This is a genomic window from Silvania confinis, from assembly GCF_025564085.1.
Classification (GTDB): domain Bacteria; phylum Pseudomonadota; class Gammaproteobacteria; order Enterobacterales; family Enterobacteriaceae; genus Enterobacter; species Enterobacter confinis.
The window spans coordinates 147,955-161,944 of the sequence record NZ_JAMGZJ010000077.1 but is presented as its reverse complement, the minus strand read 5'-3'; the positions used below and the strand labels follow the sequence as shown (position 1 = coordinate 161,944).

The 13,990-nt window shown below is 58.4% G+C and carries 13 protein-coding genes; 12 read left to right on the top strand and 1 reads right to left on the bottom strand.

What is annotated here, in order from left to right; translation table 11 throughout:
* Positions 1-156 precede the first annotated feature (156 nt).
* Positions 157-1,416 carry a dicarboxylate/amino acid:cation symporter gene (locus M8013_RS14805; RefSeq protein WP_271268563.1) on the bottom strand — a complete coding sequence of 420 codons (1,260 nt, stop codon included), beginning with the start codon at positions 1,414-1,416 and terminating at the stop codon, positions 157-159.
* Positions 1,417-1,862: 446 nt separating this feature from the next.
* Between M8013_RS14805 and M8013_RS14800 the strand changes: the two genes are divergently transcribed.
* From M8013_RS14800 to M8013_RS14745, 12 genes are all read left to right on the top strand, one after another.
* Positions 1,863-2,417 carry a Csu type fimbrial protein gene (locus tag M8013_RS14800; RefSeq protein WP_271269094.1) on the top strand — a complete coding sequence of 185 codons (555 nt, stop codon included), beginning with the start codon at positions 1,863-1,865 and terminating at the stop codon, positions 2,415-2,417.
* Positions 2,418-2,429: 12 nt separating this feature from the next.
* Positions 2,430-2,975 carry a Csu type fimbrial protein gene (locus M8013_RS14795; RefSeq protein ID WP_271268562.1) on the top strand — a complete coding sequence of 182 codons (546 nt, stop codon included), beginning with the start codon at positions 2,430-2,432 and terminating at the stop codon, positions 2,973-2,975.
* Positions 2,976-2,991: 16 nt separating this feature from the next.
* Complete coding sequence (locus tag M8013_RS14790; protein ID WP_271269093.1) at positions 2,992-3,750, top strand: fimbrial biogenesis chaperone; 759 nt, start codon at positions 2,992-2,994, stop codon at positions 3,748-3,750.
* Positions 3,726-6,110, top strand: coding sequence for a fimbria/pilus outer membrane usher protein (locus tag M8013_RS14785; protein ID WP_271268561.1), 2,385 nt, complete (start codon positions 3,726-3,728; stop codon positions 6,108-6,110). Before M8013_RS14790 ends, M8013_RS14785 begins: the two co-directional genes overlap by 25 nt.
* On the top strand, positions 6,107-7,072 hold the full coding sequence (locus M8013_RS14780; protein ID WP_271268560.1) for a Csu type fimbrial protein: 966 nt from the start codon (positions 6,107-6,109) through the stop codon (positions 7,070-7,072). Before M8013_RS14785 ends, M8013_RS14780 begins: the two co-directional genes overlap by 4 nt.
* An 83-nt stretch (positions 7,073-7,155) precedes the next feature.
* The gene (gene tar, locus M8013_RS14775) at positions 7,156-8,823 is read left to right on the top strand and encodes a methyl-accepting chemotaxis protein II (protein ID WP_271268559.1); all 1,668 of its coding nucleotides are present in this window, start codon (positions 7,156-7,158) and stop codon (positions 8,821-8,823) included.
* A 44-nt stretch (positions 8,824-8,867) separates the two neighbouring features.
* Positions 8,868-10,469 carry a methyl-accepting chemotaxis protein IV gene (tap, locus tag M8013_RS14770; protein ID WP_271268558.1) on the top strand — a complete coding sequence of 534 codons (1,602 nt, stop codon included), beginning with the start codon at positions 8,868-8,870 and terminating at the stop codon, positions 10,467-10,469.
* Positions 10,470-10,488: 19 nt separating this feature from the next.
* Positions 10,489-11,355: a protein-glutamate O-methyltransferase CheR gene (gene cheR / locus M8013_RS14765; RefSeq protein ID WP_271268557.1), complete on the top strand. Its 867-nt coding sequence runs from the start codon at positions 10,489-10,491 to the stop codon at positions 11,353-11,355.
* Positions 11,352-12,401 carry a protein-glutamate methylesterase/protein-glutamine glutaminase gene (locus tag M8013_RS14760; protein ID WP_271268556.1) on the top strand — a complete coding sequence of 350 codons (1,050 nt, stop codon included), beginning with the start codon at positions 11,352-11,354 and terminating at the stop codon, positions 12,399-12,401. The genes cheR and M8013_RS14760 overlap by 4 nt, the downstream gene beginning before the upstream one ends.
* 16 nt (positions 12,402-12,417) lie before the next feature.
* The gene (gene cheY, locus M8013_RS14755; protein WP_271268555.1) at positions 12,418-12,807 is read left to right on the top strand and encodes a chemotaxis response regulator CheY; all 390 of its coding nucleotides are present in this window, start codon (positions 12,418-12,420) and stop codon (positions 12,805-12,807) included.
* A 10-nt stretch (positions 12,808-12,817) separates the two neighbouring features.
* The gene (cheZ, locus tag M8013_RS14750; RefSeq protein ID WP_271268554.1) at positions 12,818-13,462 is read left to right on the top strand and encodes a protein phosphatase CheZ; all 645 of its coding nucleotides are present in this window, start codon (positions 12,818-12,820) and stop codon (positions 13,460-13,462) included.
* Between the two features lie 293 nt (positions 13,463-13,755).
* On the top strand, positions 13,756-13,980 hold the full coding sequence (locus tag M8013_RS14745; protein ID WP_271268553.1) for a hypothetical protein: 225 nt from the start codon (positions 13,756-13,758) through the stop codon (positions 13,978-13,980).
* The last annotated feature ends 10 nt before the right edge of the window (positions 13,981-13,990 follow it).

Below are 13,990 nucleotides of genomic sequence, written 5' to 3'. Positions count from 1 at the left end.
AGCCGAAGGAACCGCGAAGCGGCGATTTTCATGGCCGGGAGCCGGGATTGACAAGGGGGCCGCGGTGGCCCCCTTGTCACGTTCACCGATTCTGGAACGTCATATTCTGTTGGACGTAAAGTGAACGGAACCTTTCCACTACGTATACATAAGAGCTTACGCTTCCTGGCGAGCCAGCCCAGCCTCCTCCTCCAGTAACCCCTCATTCTGCGCCAGCATCGCCGTCGCCACGCCATTCCCCAGCACGTTAATCGCCGAACGCCCCATGTCGAGGAAATGATCAATCCCCATCAGCAGCAAAATACCCGCCACCGGAATGTTAAAGCTCGGAATGGTCGCTGCCAGCACCACCAACGCAGAGCGCGGTACCCCGGCGATGCCTTTCGAGGCCAGCATCAGGGTTAACATCAACACCACAATCTCGGAAAAACTCAGCTGAATATTGTACGCCTGGGCAATAAACATCGACGCAAACGAGCAATAGACCATCGATCCCACCAGGTTAAACGAATACCCAATCGGCAGCACGAACGAGACGATATTGCGTGAACAGCCAAAGCGGGTGAGCTGCTCCAGCGTTTTCGGGTAGGCGGCTTCCGAGCTGCTGGTGGTGAACGCCACCAGCACCGGATCTTTCAGCATGCTGACCAGCCGGAAGACCTCTTTTTTTAGCACCATGTAACCCACCGCCAACAGCACCAGACAGGTGAGGACGATCGCCAGATAGTAACCGCCGATAAACGAGGCGTAGTTCAGCAAAATGCCCAGCCCCTGGGTGGCGATCACCGAGGAGATGGCCGCGAAGATCGCCAGCGGCGCAACGTACATCACATAGCCCGTGACCTTCAGCATGATATGGGACACCACGTCCAGTGCCGCCACCAGCGGGGCGTTAAATTTCTCACCCAGCGACGCGCCGGCAATGCCAAAGAACATCGAGAACACGACAATCTGCAGGATCTCGTTATTGGCCATCGCCCCGGCAATGCTGGTCGGAATGGTGTGGGACAGAAAACCCTTCAGGGTCATGCCGCCGGTGGCCAGCCCAGTCTCGACAGCGCCGGTCGGCACCGCCAGATTCAGGCCGCTACCCGGGTGCAGCAGGCTGACGATAAACAGGCCAACCAGAATAGAGAGCACCGATGAGCTGATAAACCAGACCATCGCTTTGCCGCCCACGCGGCCAATGGTGGCGGTTTCGCCAAGGCGCATGATCCCGACCGTCAGAGTGCTAAAGACCAACGGCGCGATCACCATCTTGATGAGCCGCAGGAACATGTCGGTAAATATCGTGATGTTGTCTGACCAGGTTGCTATCGCGTCGGCTGACGCATACTGATGAATAACTGCGCCGGACAGAATGCCCGCCAGCATAAAAATCACGATAAAGATCGTGAGTTTGTTTGCACTTGCCACCAAAAAATCCTCGTTGAAGGTATGAATTATTCAATTGGCTGATTTGTATTGGTTTTATTATTCAGCGCATCAATGAATCCATTACCTAAACTGAAGTAAATCGATTGCTATTTCAATATTTTTTTAATAATTATTAATTTTGTTGCTAAATTCGCGTGGATATATTGTGAAGTAAATCACGTTTTAACCAATATATTTTCCAATCTTGCTTGTGAATCCACGTAAGACATTTCTTATCTAATTGTTTTAGTTCGTAAATTTACGTCAATACGGCAAAGGTATGAGGCACCGCGCGAAAAGTGGTTGAGTCGTGATCCATAAACTAAATTTCAGATTAATCACCCGACAGAAACGTAATGGGTGCTAACAGATTGAGCGTTATCAGAAAACGGCGGTAACCCGATACGACATTTTCTGGAGGGTGGAAAATGAATAAAACACATCTGATGCTATTTACCGGCGGGATGCTCGCGATTGTTGCATCCGGCCCGGCGCAGGCGGTGACCAGTAGTGGCACCATTGGCGCAACCCTGACGTTGACCAACGGCTGCCTGATTAACGGCTCGCCGACCCAGAATGGGATCAACTTCGGTACCCTCGATTTTGGCACGCATCCCGCTACGTTCTCGACGCTGACCACGCAGTTATCCGGTGCCAGCGGTGGCAACACCTTTACCATTCAGTGCACCACCGATAGCTATACGGTGGCGATCACCGGCAACACCAACTCCACCGCGCCTGGCACGGTGGTCGGGACGCCGGGAACGCCTAACCGCTATCTGGTGAACAATGCCGACGCCAGTCAGGGCGTGGCCTACAGCCTGTACAGCGATGGTGGATTTAGCAATATCATCGCCAACAACGCACCGCTGCCGGTGGCCTCCACCGCAGGCGGGGTAAACAGCTATACGCTGTACGGACGGATAACCGGCGGCGGCAACAGCGTCACCGTGGTGCCAGGCACTTACACCGACACCATTAACGTCAGCGTCACCTATTAGCGCCAGCTCCCGATGATCGGCCATTCGCCATCGCTCCAACGCCAGGGAGAGGGCAAGCTGCGCGCTTTTTTTATCCTGAGTCTGCTGCTGGCGACGGGCAACGTTCGGGCAGTAACGACCCAGTCTTTTCAGGTCAATGCCACCATCACCCCCGGTTGTTCGGTGGTGGCGGGCAGCGGCGGGCTGCTGGGTACGCTTAATTTTGGCACCCATACCGGGGTGGAACGTGGATCGGTGAATACCAGCTTTGTGCCGAACGGATCGCTGTCGATCGCCTGTACGCCAGGGGTGGCGCTGAGCATGAGCATCGACGGCGGTCAGCACTACAGCTCGGTGCGCAACATGCAGCGGGCAGGGGGCACCAGTCAGGTGCCTTACCGCCTTTACAGCAGCAGTTCACTGGCGGCCAACAGTGAAATCGGCGTCAACCAGTCGGTGTCCGTGACCTACACCAACAGCAATAACATTGCGCTGCCGCTATTTGGCGTGGCGCTTCTGACCGGGTTTAGCCCGGCCGGAAATTACGCAGATCAACTCACCGTGACCTTAACGTGGTGAAAAAGGGAGAAGGATGATGAAGGTATTCTCGCGGCGTTGCCTGTTGGGCCTGATGCTGGCGCTGGGCGGTACGGTGGGCCAGGCGCAGGGCGCGGCAACCATTCTGCTGTGGCCGATTGATCCCTGGCTGGCAGCCGATACCAAAGCCACTGAACTGTGGGTGCAGAATCAGGGCAACAACGCCACCACCATGCAGGTGCGCATTGTGCGCTGGAAGCAGGAAAATGGTCTTGAGCGCTATACCGCGCAGCAGGAGGTGGTCGCCAGCCCGCCGATCGTCACTATCGGCAAGGGCAGCAAGCAGTTGATCCGCCTGATCAAGCAGGGGGATGTTCCGGTGGGGGTCGAGCAAGCCTATCGCATCATTGTGGATGAAATCCCTCAGCCTCAGGATAAAGAGACCCCGCAGATGGGGTTAAAGCTGCAGATGCGCTACTCCATTCCGCTGTTTGTTTACGGACAGGGGATTGAAACCATCAAAGAGGGGGCGCATCACGCATTGGTCGAGCCGCGTGAACTGAGCTGGCGGGTGGTGCGTGAGAACGGGCAACCTGCGCTGCAGGTCCGTAATCAGGGCGATGTACATGTCCGGCTCAGCCAGGTCACCTTACAGCAGGGCGGTCAGACGCGTACCCTGGCGGATGGCCTGCTGGGGTATGTGCTGCCGGGCAGTGCGCGCAGCTGGCCACTGCCGTCAGGTGTCGGTCAGCCGGGCCAGATGCGTGCGCAAATTAATGCCAGGGATACGCAATGGCAGTCGGCACCCGCCAACTGAAGTCGTTGATGGGTATCCTGCTCTGCGTCACTACAGCAAGCTGGGCCGAATCCGGTGACGATATGTTGCCCCCACCGCCCGCGCCACAGCCGGTCAACGACGAGGCGCTGTTTCAGCTGGCGCTGGTCCTCAATCATTACGACACCGGGCTGGTGGTGCCTGTCACCCGGCGAAAGGGTGATTACTGGGTGGGCAGTGCCGATCTGCTGCGCGCCGGGCTGCCCGCCGACCAGGTTGCGCCGGGAGAGGTAAACGTCTCGCGCCTGAACGAAGTGCGCGCCGAGTACGATAGCAGCGGGCAGCGCCTGCTGCTCAGCGTCCCACGGGAGTGGGTCGGCGCGCGCACGACGCCGTTCAGCGGTCAGATGGTGCAAAGCACGCCGCACTTCGGCAAAGGGGCGCTGCTCAACTACGATTTCTACACCAACCACACCGAACACAGCGGCGGCCAGGCTTCTCTGTGGCATGAGTTTCGCTATTTTGACGAACGGGGATCGTTATCCTCCACCGGCTATGTGCGGCAAAACTTCACCGGCGGCAGCGGGCAGCAGGAGGGATACGTGCGCTACGACACCACCCTGTTGGTCACCGACGAAGAGGACGCCACCACCTGGACCGCCGGGGATGTGATCAGCGATGCCCTGAGCTGGAGCAGCAGCGTGCGCATGGGCGGGATAAGCTATGGTCGCGACTTCTCTCTGCGCCCGGATCTGGTCACCTGGCCGCTGCCCGAATTCTCTGGCGAAGCGGCGGTGCCCACTGCCGTGGATCTGTTCGTTAACGGCTACCGCGCGGGCTCGACCAATCTGCAGCCGGGGCCGTTCACCCTCACCAATCTGCCGTACATCAATGGGGCGGGGGATGCGGTGCTGGTCACCACCGATGCGCTGGGACGCCAGGTCAGCACCACGCTGCCGTTCTACGTGACCAGCGAACTGCTTAAGCAAGGACTCAGCGACGGAGCCGTCACGCTGGGCAGCCTGCGGCGCAATTACGGCATCGACAGTTTTGACTACGGTCCGGCAGCGGGCAGCGGCTCATATCGTTACGGCTTGACCGACTGGCTGACGCTGGAGAGCCACGTGGAAGGCGCGGAGCAGCTGGCGCTTGGCGGGGCCGGGACGGTGGTTAAACTGGGGCAGTTCGGGGTGGTCAATACCGCCTGGAGCCAGAGCCAGATGCGCGGCGATACCGGTGGGCAGCTGAACTGGGGCTATCAGTACAGCACCAGCACCTTCAGCCTTGCTACCCAGCACAGCCGCCGCGATCGCGGGTTCGGCAACCTGGCGCTGTACGATCAGCCAACGGTCTATGACGAATATGATCAGCCCATTGCCAGCCTGAGCCGCAATACCGACCAGTATTCTCTGACCTTCAACATGGGTGAATACGGCAACATTGGCGCGGCGTGGATCGGCGTCCAGAGCTTTGATAACCAGAAAACCGAGTTGCTAAACCTCTCATGGAGCCGCAATTTGTGGGGCAGCAGCAGTATTTATCTTGCCGCCAGCCGGGATCAGCAGCAGGGCGACTGGACGGTGGCGATGTCGCTGCAGATCCCCCTCGGCGAACGCGACAGCGCCGCCCTCACCGTGGAAAACACCCCAACTTCCGGCAGCACTCAGAGGCTTAACTACAACCACTCGATGCCCAGCGACGGCGGTTTTAGCTGGAACATGGCTCTCGCGCGCCAGTCGCGTTCCAGTAACTATCAGCAGGGTTCACTGGGCTGGCGTAACAGTAATATCGAACTTCAGGGCGGCGGCTACGGCGAGCGCGACATGATGACCTGGTGGGGCGAAGCGCTGGGCTCGCTGGTGCTGATGGACGGGGAGCTGTTTGCCGCCAATAAAATCAACGACGCCTTTGTGGTGGTCAGCACCGACGGGCAGCCGGAGGTGCCGGTCAGCTACGAGAACCAGCCGGTCGGCAAAACTAACCGCAACGGCTATCTGCTGATCAGTGGCGTGTCGGCTTACTATCCGGCCAGCTACAGCATCAACACCCTTAACCTTCCCGCCGACACCCGGCTCAAGGAGACCGAGCGGCGGGTGGCGCTGCGGCGCAACAGCGGCTATCTGGTTGATTTTCCGATGGAGCAGGAGCGGGTGGCGAGCGTGATCCTCCACGACGGTAAGGGGCTGGACATCCCGCTCGGCAGCCAGGTGTCGCGTCCGGGCAGAACCCCGGCGGTGGTGGGCTACGACGGGATCGCGTGGCTGGAAGATCTGACGGACGTCAATGCCCTGACGGTGCGCACCCCGGACGGTAAACGCTGTCAGGTGACGCTCACCCTGGACGCCAATCCTGGGCATAAGCTGCAAACTTACGGGCCGCTGACCTGTCGGGAGGGGCAATGAAACGCCTGCTGCTGATACTGGTGTTGCTGCTGGTCTCCACGATGAGTTGGGGAGCCTGTACCGTCGGCACCGTTAATGCCAACTTTGGCAGCGTCACCTCGTTTGCCCTCAGCGGCAGCGGGGAAGTGCCAACTACCGGCACGCTGGTGGTGACCTGCGATGCGACGCTCAACCTGCTGACCAACGACTCCATTACCCTCAATTACATTGGCGCGACCGTCAATGCCAACAGCCGTGCCACCCTGAAGCGCACCGATAATGCGGCGATAACCGACGTGATCCCCACCCGCCTGTGCGGGCTGGCCGGGTGCGGGAGCAACAGCGAAGTGCAGATCGGCAAAGGCTACACCTGGAGCGGCCCAACGCTGCTGAGCCTGCTCGGTGCCAAACAGTACAATATCCCGCTCTATTTCCGCACCGTCCCCGGGCAGAACGTCAGCGCCGGGCCCTATCAGGTGACGCTTAATTTCAGCATCAACTACAACGTCTGCGCGGTGGGTATACTGGGTCTGTGCGGCACGCCGCAAATCGGCACCGCCACGACCAGCATCGTGCTGAATATGACCGTCACCAACGACTGCAGCGCGATGAGCACCCCGACCGTCAATTTCAACACCGCGCCGCTGGTGCAAAATTTCCCCACCGTATCGCAGGCCATTTCGGTCACCTGTACCAAAGGCAGTGTCTACACCATCGGCATCAATAACGGTGCCAATGCCAGCAACAACGTGCGCCGCATGGCGAGCGGCACCAACCGCATGAGCTACGAAATTTATAAAGAAGCGACCAGCAATCGCTGGGGCAGCAGCGGCACAGAACGCTGGTCCAGCGGGGTATCATCTCAGGTCAGCGCCGATGGCCTGCTGCGCCGCTATAACTACACCGCGAAAGTGTTGACCACCCAGACCACCCCGCCCGCAGGCAGCTACAGCGATACCCTGGTGGTCGACATCGCCTTCTGAACCACGCTTTTCCCTTCGGGAGCGTAAAGTTCCCGCCAGTTGTGCCGATAACTCCGGGAACAAATCCAGTTAGAAGGTGTTGTATGTTGAACCGTATGCGCGTTGTCACATTGCTGATGTTGGTGCTGGTTGTCTTCGCACTTCTGCAACTTATTTCCGGCAGCCTGTTTTTCTCGTCTCTCAAACATAATCAGGCCAGCTTCGCGGCCTCCAACGATTTACGCCTTCAACAAAGTGAACTCACCACCACCTGGGATTTAATGCTGCAAACCCGTATCAACCTCAGCCGCTCGTCGGCGCGGATGATGATGGATGCCGCCAACCAGCAGAGCAGCGCCAAAACGGAGCTGCTGAAAAACGCGCGGACTACCCTCGATGAAGCCGGGAAACACTTTGCCGCCTTCAAACAGATTGCCCCGCTGCCGTCGATGGAACAGGCGAGTCAGAACATCGACGAAAAGTTTCATAACTACGCCGCCGGTCTGGCGGAACTGATCCAGTTCCTCGAGAGCGGCAATACCGACGCCTACTTTGCCCAGCCGACCCAGGGAATGCAGAACGCCCTGGCCGCCGCGCTGGGTGAATACGCCAAAGCCAGCGACGCGCAGTACCGCACCGCCTTTACCGCCAGCGTGGATGATTACCGTTTTGCCAAGTGGCAGATGGCGATCCTCGCTCTGGCGCTGGCGATTGTGCTGATCGCCGTCTGGTACGGCATTCGCCATATCCTGCTTAACCCGCTGGGCCGTGTCATTACCCACATCCGCGAGATTGCCAGCGGCAACCTGATGCATACCCTGGCGATTTCGGGTCGCAATGAAATCACCGAACTGGCCAGCAGCGTCGACCACATGCAGCGCTCGCTGATTGAAACGGTCACCAACGTGCGTCAGGGATCCGATGCCATCTACACCGGCACCAGTGAAATCGCGATGGGTAACAATGACCTCTCATCCCGCACCGAGCAGCAGGCGTCGGCGCTGGAAGAAACGGCGGCCAGCATGGAGCAGTTGACCGCCACCGTGAAGCAGAACGCCGACAATGCGCGTCAGGCTTCGCAGCTGGCAGAGAGCGCCTCCGAAACCGCCCTGCGCGGCGGCAAAGTGGTGGATGGGGTGGTGAAAACCATGCACGACATTGCCGACAGCTCGAAGAAAATCGCCGACATCATCAGCGTGATCGATGGTATCGCCTTCCAGACCAACATCCTGGCGCTGAACGCGGCGGTTGAAGCCGCCCGTGCCGGTGAACAGGGGCGTGGATTTGCGGTGGTCGCCGGGGAAGTGCGCAACCTCGCCAGCCGCAGCGCCAATGCCGCCAAAGAGATCAAAACCCTGATTCAGGACTCCGTCTCGCGCGTGGATACCGGCTCGGTGCTGGTAGAAAGCGCAGGCGAAACCATGGCTGACATCGTTAACGCCGTGACCCGGGTGACGGACATCATGGGTGAGATCGCCTCAGCCTCCGACGAGCAAAGCCGCGGCATTGATCAGGTGGCGCTGGCGGTTTCGGAAATGGATCGTGTGACACAACAAAACGCCGCGCTGGTGCAGGAGTCCGCTACGGCGGCAGCTGCGCTGGAAGAACAGGCGAGCTTACTGAAGATGGCCGTTTCGGCATTCCGTCTTACCTCTACGCCCGCAAAAACGGTGGCAACGCACGCTGGACATTCGATGACGGCGCCTGCCGCTGCATCGACTAAACCGCGCGCGCAGGCAACCGGACAGGATGAAAACTGGGAAATATTTTGACTGAACTTTAACCCGCGGCTGCTGGCCGCTGAATGGGAGCGTGGATGTTAAATCGTATTCGTATCTCGACCACACTGTTTTTGATTTTGATTCTGTGTGGGGTATTGCAGGTTGGCAGTAACGGCTTGTCGTTTTGGGCGTTTCGCGACGGCTATCAGAATTTGCAGGAAGTGGAGGTCGGCAATCAGCAACGCGCGTTGCTCGATCAGACCCGTGGCGTACTGCTGCAGGCCAGTACCGCGCTGAACAAGGCCGGGACCTTAACCGCCCTGAGCTATCCGCCGGATGATATCAAGGCGCTGATGACTACGGCGCGCGACAGCCTGAAGCAGGCTGACGGTATGTTCAAGGCCTTTATCGAGCATAAGGCGATAAGTGCTAAAGGCGATGAACTGAAAAAAACCGTGCAGGCGGGTTACACCCAGTGGCATGGCGATTTAGAGCATCAGGCGACGTGGCTGGAGAACAACCAGCTGTCGGACTTCCTCACCGCGCCGGTGCAGGAATCGCAGGCGGCGTTTGACGCCAGCGCGCAAAACTGGCAGCAGGAAATTAACCACTTTGTCGACGCAGCCGGGGCCAGCAGTCGCAACAGCTACCACATGTCGGGGGTGATCTTCGCCACCATGGTGATAGTCGCGGCGCTGCTGACCAGTGCGGCGCTGTTCTGGTCACGCAGAATGATTGTCCAGCCGCTGGCGATCATTAGCAGCCATTTCGACAGCATTGCCAAAGGTGACCTCGCGCGTCCGGTGGCGGTGTATGGCAAAAACGAAATTTCGGCCATTTTCGCCAGCCTGAAAACGATGCAAAGCTCGCTGCGCGAAACAGTGACCCAGGTGCGTCAAGGTAGCTACGCGATGCACACCGGGATCTCCGAGATCGCCGAAGGCAATAACGATCTCTCGTCGCGTACCGAGCAGCAGGCGGCCTCGCTGGCGCAAACGGCGGCCAGCATGGAGCAACTGACGGCCACCGTTGGGCAGAATGCCGACAACGCCCGTCAGGCCTCGGGTCTGGCGAAAAATGCCGCGCAAACGGCGAAGCAGGGCGGGGAACAAACCACCCGCGTCGCGCGCACCATGAATGATATTGCCGCCAGCTCGCAAAAGATTGGCGACATCATCAGCGTGATCGACGGCATTGCCTTCCAGACTAACATTCTGGCGCTGAACGCCGCGGTCGAAGCGGCCCGCGCGGGTGAGCAAGGGCGCGGATTTGCCGTCGTGGCCGGGGAAGTCCGTAACCTCGCCAGCCGCAGCGCCAACGCAGCAAAAGAGATCAAAGTACTGATTGAAGAATCGGTGTCACGCGTGCAGCAAGGTTCAGCGCTGGTGGATACCGCAGCGAAAACCATGACCGAAATCGTCGGTTCCGTGACCCGAGTGAACGACATTATGGGCGAAATCGCGTCGGCTTCTGATGAGCAGCGTCGCGGTATTGAGCAGGTTGCCCAGGCGGTAAGCCAGATGGATCAGGTGACACAGCAGAACGCCTCCCTTGTAGAAGAGGCGGCCGCAGCCACCGACCAGTTGGCCAGTCAGGCAGATCATCTGACCTCGCTGGTGTCAGTTTTTAATGTCAATGAGCGTGTTGAAACGGTAACAGAAGTCGGGCGGTCGCAGACCGTTCCAGTGGGTTCCTGAAAGTGATTAAGAAGGCGCTATGACATCATCTCTGCCCTCAGGGCAATCGTCATTACTGTTACAGATGACACAGCGCCTCGCGCTGTCCGATACGCATTTCCGTCGGATATGTCAGTTAATCTACCAGCGCGCGGGGATCGTCTTAGCCGATCACAAGCGCGACATGGTCTACAACCGCCTCGTGCGGCGCTTGCGCACCCTCGAGCTGGATGATTTTGGCCGCTATCTGGGGATGCTGGAAGCGAATCCAAACAGCGCGGAATGGCAGGCGTTTATCAACTCGCTGACCACCAACCTGACCGCCTTTTTCCGCGAAGCGCACCACTTCCCGGTGCTGGCGGATCACGCGCGCCGTCGCAACGGAGAGTATCGCGTCTGGAGTGCGGCAGCGTCGACCGGCGAGGAGCCGTACTCCCTCGCCATCACCCTTGCCGATACGTTGGGTACCGCGCCGGGTCGCTGGAAAGTGATTGCCAGCGACATTGACACCGAAGTGCTGCAAAAAGCGCAGAACGGCATCTACCGTCAGGAAGAGCTGAAAACCCTGTCGCCGCAGCAGCTTCAGCGATACTTCATGCGCGGCACAGGCCCGCACGACGGGCTGGTGCGGGTGCGCAGCGAACTGTCGAACGGGGTAGAGTTTTCGGCGTTGAACCTGCTCGAAAAGCAGTACAACGTGGCGGGGCCGTTTGACGCCATTTTCTGCCGTAACGTGATGATCTATTTTGATAAAACGACGCAGCAGGAGATCCTGCGCCGCTTCGTGCCGCTGCTCAAACCGGACGGTTTGCTGTTTGCCGGACACTCGGAGAATTTCAGCAATCTCGCGCGCGAGTTTAGCCTTCGTGGCCAGACGGTCTATGCGCTGAGTAAGGATAAAGCATGAGTAAAATCAGGGTCCTGGCAGTCGATGACTCGGCGCTGATGCGCCAGATCATGACGGAGATTATCAACAGTCACAGTGACATGGAGATGGTGGCAACCGCCCCCGATCCGTTGGTTGCCCGGGATTTGATTAAAAAATTTAACCCCGACGTGCTGACGCTGGATGTTGAAATGCCGCGCATGGACGGTATCGATTTTCTTGAGAAGCTGATGCGCCTGCGTCCAATGCCGGTGGTGATGGTCTCATCGCTGACCGGCAAAGGATCGGAGATCACCCTGCGGGCGCTGGAGCTGGGGGCGGTGGATTTTGTCACCAAACCGCAGCTGGGCATTCGTGAAGGCATGCTGGCCTACAGCGAGATGATCGCCGAGAAAATTCGCACTGCGTCCCGGGCGCAGATCGCGATGCACAAGCCGATGGCGGCGCCTGTACTGCTGAAATCCGGCCCGCTGCTGAGCTCGGAAAAGCTGCTGGCGATTGGCGCGTCAACCGGGGGAACAGAGGCAATTCGCCATGTACTCCAGCCATTGCCGCTCTCGAGCCCCGGTATTCTTATTACCCAGCATATGCCGCCGGGCTTTACCCGTTCGTTTGCCGAACGCCTGAACAAGCTGTGTCAGATCAGCGTGAAAGAGGCGGAAGACGGCGAACGCGTCCTGCCGGGTCATGCCTATATCGCCCCTGGCGACAGGCATATGGAGCTGGCGCGCAGCGGGGCTAACTATCAGATTCGAATTCATGACGGTCCGGCGGTTAACCGGCACCGGCCGTCGGTGGATGTGCTGTTTCATTCGGTAGCGAAATACGCGGGGCGCAACGCCGTTGGGGTGATCCTGACGGGGATGGGCAACGACGGCGCTGCCGGAATGCTTGCGATGCACCAGGCTGGCGCCTGGACCATCGCGCAGAATGAAGCAAGTTGTGTGGTGTTCGGCATGCCGCGCGAGGCCATCAATACGGGTGGCGTGAGCGAAGTGGTCGATCTCAGTCAGGTTAGTCAGCAGATGCTGGCAAAAATCAGTGCCGGACAGGCAATACGTATTTAACGAGGAGTGTAGTTTTATGGCGGACAAAGAGCTCAAGTTTTTGGTTGTGGATGACTTTTCCACCATGCGTCGCATCGTACGCAACCTGCTAAAAGAGCTGGGTTTTAATAATGTTGAAGAAGCGGAAGACGGTGTCGATGCGCTGAACAAACTGAACGGCGGCGGTTTTGGTTTTGTGATTTCCGACTGGAACATGCCGAACATGGACGGTCTGGAACTGCTGAAAACCATTCGCGCGAATGGTGCCATGTCTTCACTGCCGGTGCTGATGGTGACCGCAGAAGCGAAGAAAGAGAACATTATTGCGGCGGCACAGGCGGGCGCAAGCGGGTATGTAGTGAAGCCATTCACTGCAGCAACACTGGAAGAGAAGCTCGGGAAGATCTTCGAGAAACTCGGCATGTGAGGTACGGGTGATGATGCAGCCTTTGATTAAACCTACGGATGATCATTCAGCCGGCGATATAATTGCCCGGATCGGTAGCCTGACGCGTATGTTGCGCGACAGCCTGCGTGAACTGGGTCTGGATCAGGCGATTGCCGAAGCGGCGGAAGCGATTCCCGATGCCCGCGATCGCCTCGATTACGTAGTGCAGATGACCGCCCAGGCGGCAGAGCGCGCGCTGAACAGCGTAGAAGCGTCTCAGCCGCATCAGGACGAAATGGAAAAGGGCGCGAAAGCGCTGACCAAACGCTGGGACGAATGGTTCGAAAACCCTATCGAACTGACCGACGCGCGTGAGCTGGTCACCGATACCCGTCAGTATCTTGGCGACGTACCGGGCCATACCAGCTTCACCAATGCCCAGTTGCTGGACATCATGATGGCGCAGGATTTCCAGGACCTCACCGGTCAGGTGATCAAGCGCATGATGGATGTTATTCAGGAAATTGAGCGTCAGCTGTTGATGGTGCTGCTGGAGAACATCCCGGAACCGTCGTCGCGCCCTCAGCGCGAAAACGATAGCCTGCTGAATGGCCCACAGCTCGATGCCAGCAAAGCCGGCGTCGTGGCAAGCCAGGACCAGGTGGACGACCTGCTGGACAGCCTCGGCTTCTGATGCCCGGCGGCGCTGCGCTTGCACGGGCCTACAGCTATCGTTTTGTAGGCCGGGTAAACGCAGCGCCACCCGGCCGAAACGCCATCTGAGAAGGTGGCGTTTTTTTTGCTTTATCTGCAGCACCCCTTCCAGAATCATTCCCTGCTTCGACATCCCCCTCTTACGAGACTGAGCATTCTGATAATCTGCCTGGCGTCTGTTGCTGGCCGTAGACAGCAGCGAATGACGAAGCAAAGAGAGTATTGTGTTGACGGATGTCAACGAAATGCGTAAGGTTTGAGCAACGGAGGCTGATGAAGAAACATCCAGACAAGCATATCCAGCAAGCCATTGGCTATGCATTGAGTAAAGGCTGGGTTTGGGTTCCTGCAGGCCATTCCGCACACTGCTTTTGCAGGTTGCGTTGTGGTCATCCAGAAGGTGAACATCGGGACCACCAAATGAGTGTATGGTCGACGCCGAAAAACGCGCAACACCATGCTATGCAAATCATCCGCAACGTCAAACACTGCCTATGATTTCGCCCGG

Bases quoted from the DNA above. Each gene is read 5' to 3' on its own strand.
- M8013_RS14800 (WP_271269094.1), top strand. From the start codon at position 1,863: ATGCTATTTACCGGCGGGATGCTCGCGATTGTTGCATCCGGCCCGGCG.
- M8013_RS14795 (WP_271268562.1), top strand. From the start codon at position 2,430: ATGATCGGCCATTCGCCATCGCTCCAACGCCAGGGAGAGGGCAAGCTG.
- M8013_RS14790 (WP_271269093.1), top strand. From the start codon at position 2,992: ATGAAGGTATTCTCGCGGCGTTGCCTGTTGGGCCTGATGCTGGCGCTG.
- M8013_RS14785 (WP_271268561.1), top strand. From the start codon at position 3,726: ATGGCAGTCGGCACCCGCCAACTGAAGTCGTTGATGGGTATCCTGCTC.
- M8013_RS14780 (WP_271268560.1), top strand. From the start codon at position 6,107: ATGAAACGCCTGCTGCTGATACTGGTGTTGCTGCTGGTCTCCACGATG.
- tar (WP_271268559.1), top strand. From the start codon at position 7,156: ATGTTGAACCGTATGCGCGTTGTCACATTGCTGATGTTGGTGCTGGTT.
- tap (WP_271268558.1), top strand. From the start codon at position 8,868: ATGTTAAATCGTATTCGTATCTCGACCACACTGTTTTTGATTTTGATT.
- cheR (WP_271268557.1), top strand. From the start codon at position 10,489: ATGACATCATCTCTGCCCTCAGGGCAATCGTCATTACTGTTACAGATG.
- M8013_RS14760 (WP_271268556.1), top strand. From the start codon at position 11,352: ATGAGTAAAATCAGGGTCCTGGCAGTCGATGACTCGGCGCTGATGCGC.
- cheY (WP_271268555.1), top strand. From the start codon at position 12,418: ATGGCGGACAAAGAGCTCAAGTTTTTGGTTGTGGATGACTTTTCCACC.
- cheZ (WP_271268554.1), top strand. From the start codon at position 12,818: ATGATGCAGCCTTTGATTAAACCTACGGATGATCATTCAGCCGGCGAT.
- M8013_RS14745 (WP_271268553.1), top strand. From the start codon at position 13,756: ATGAAGAAACATCCAGACAAGCATATCCAGCAAGCCATTGGCTATGCA.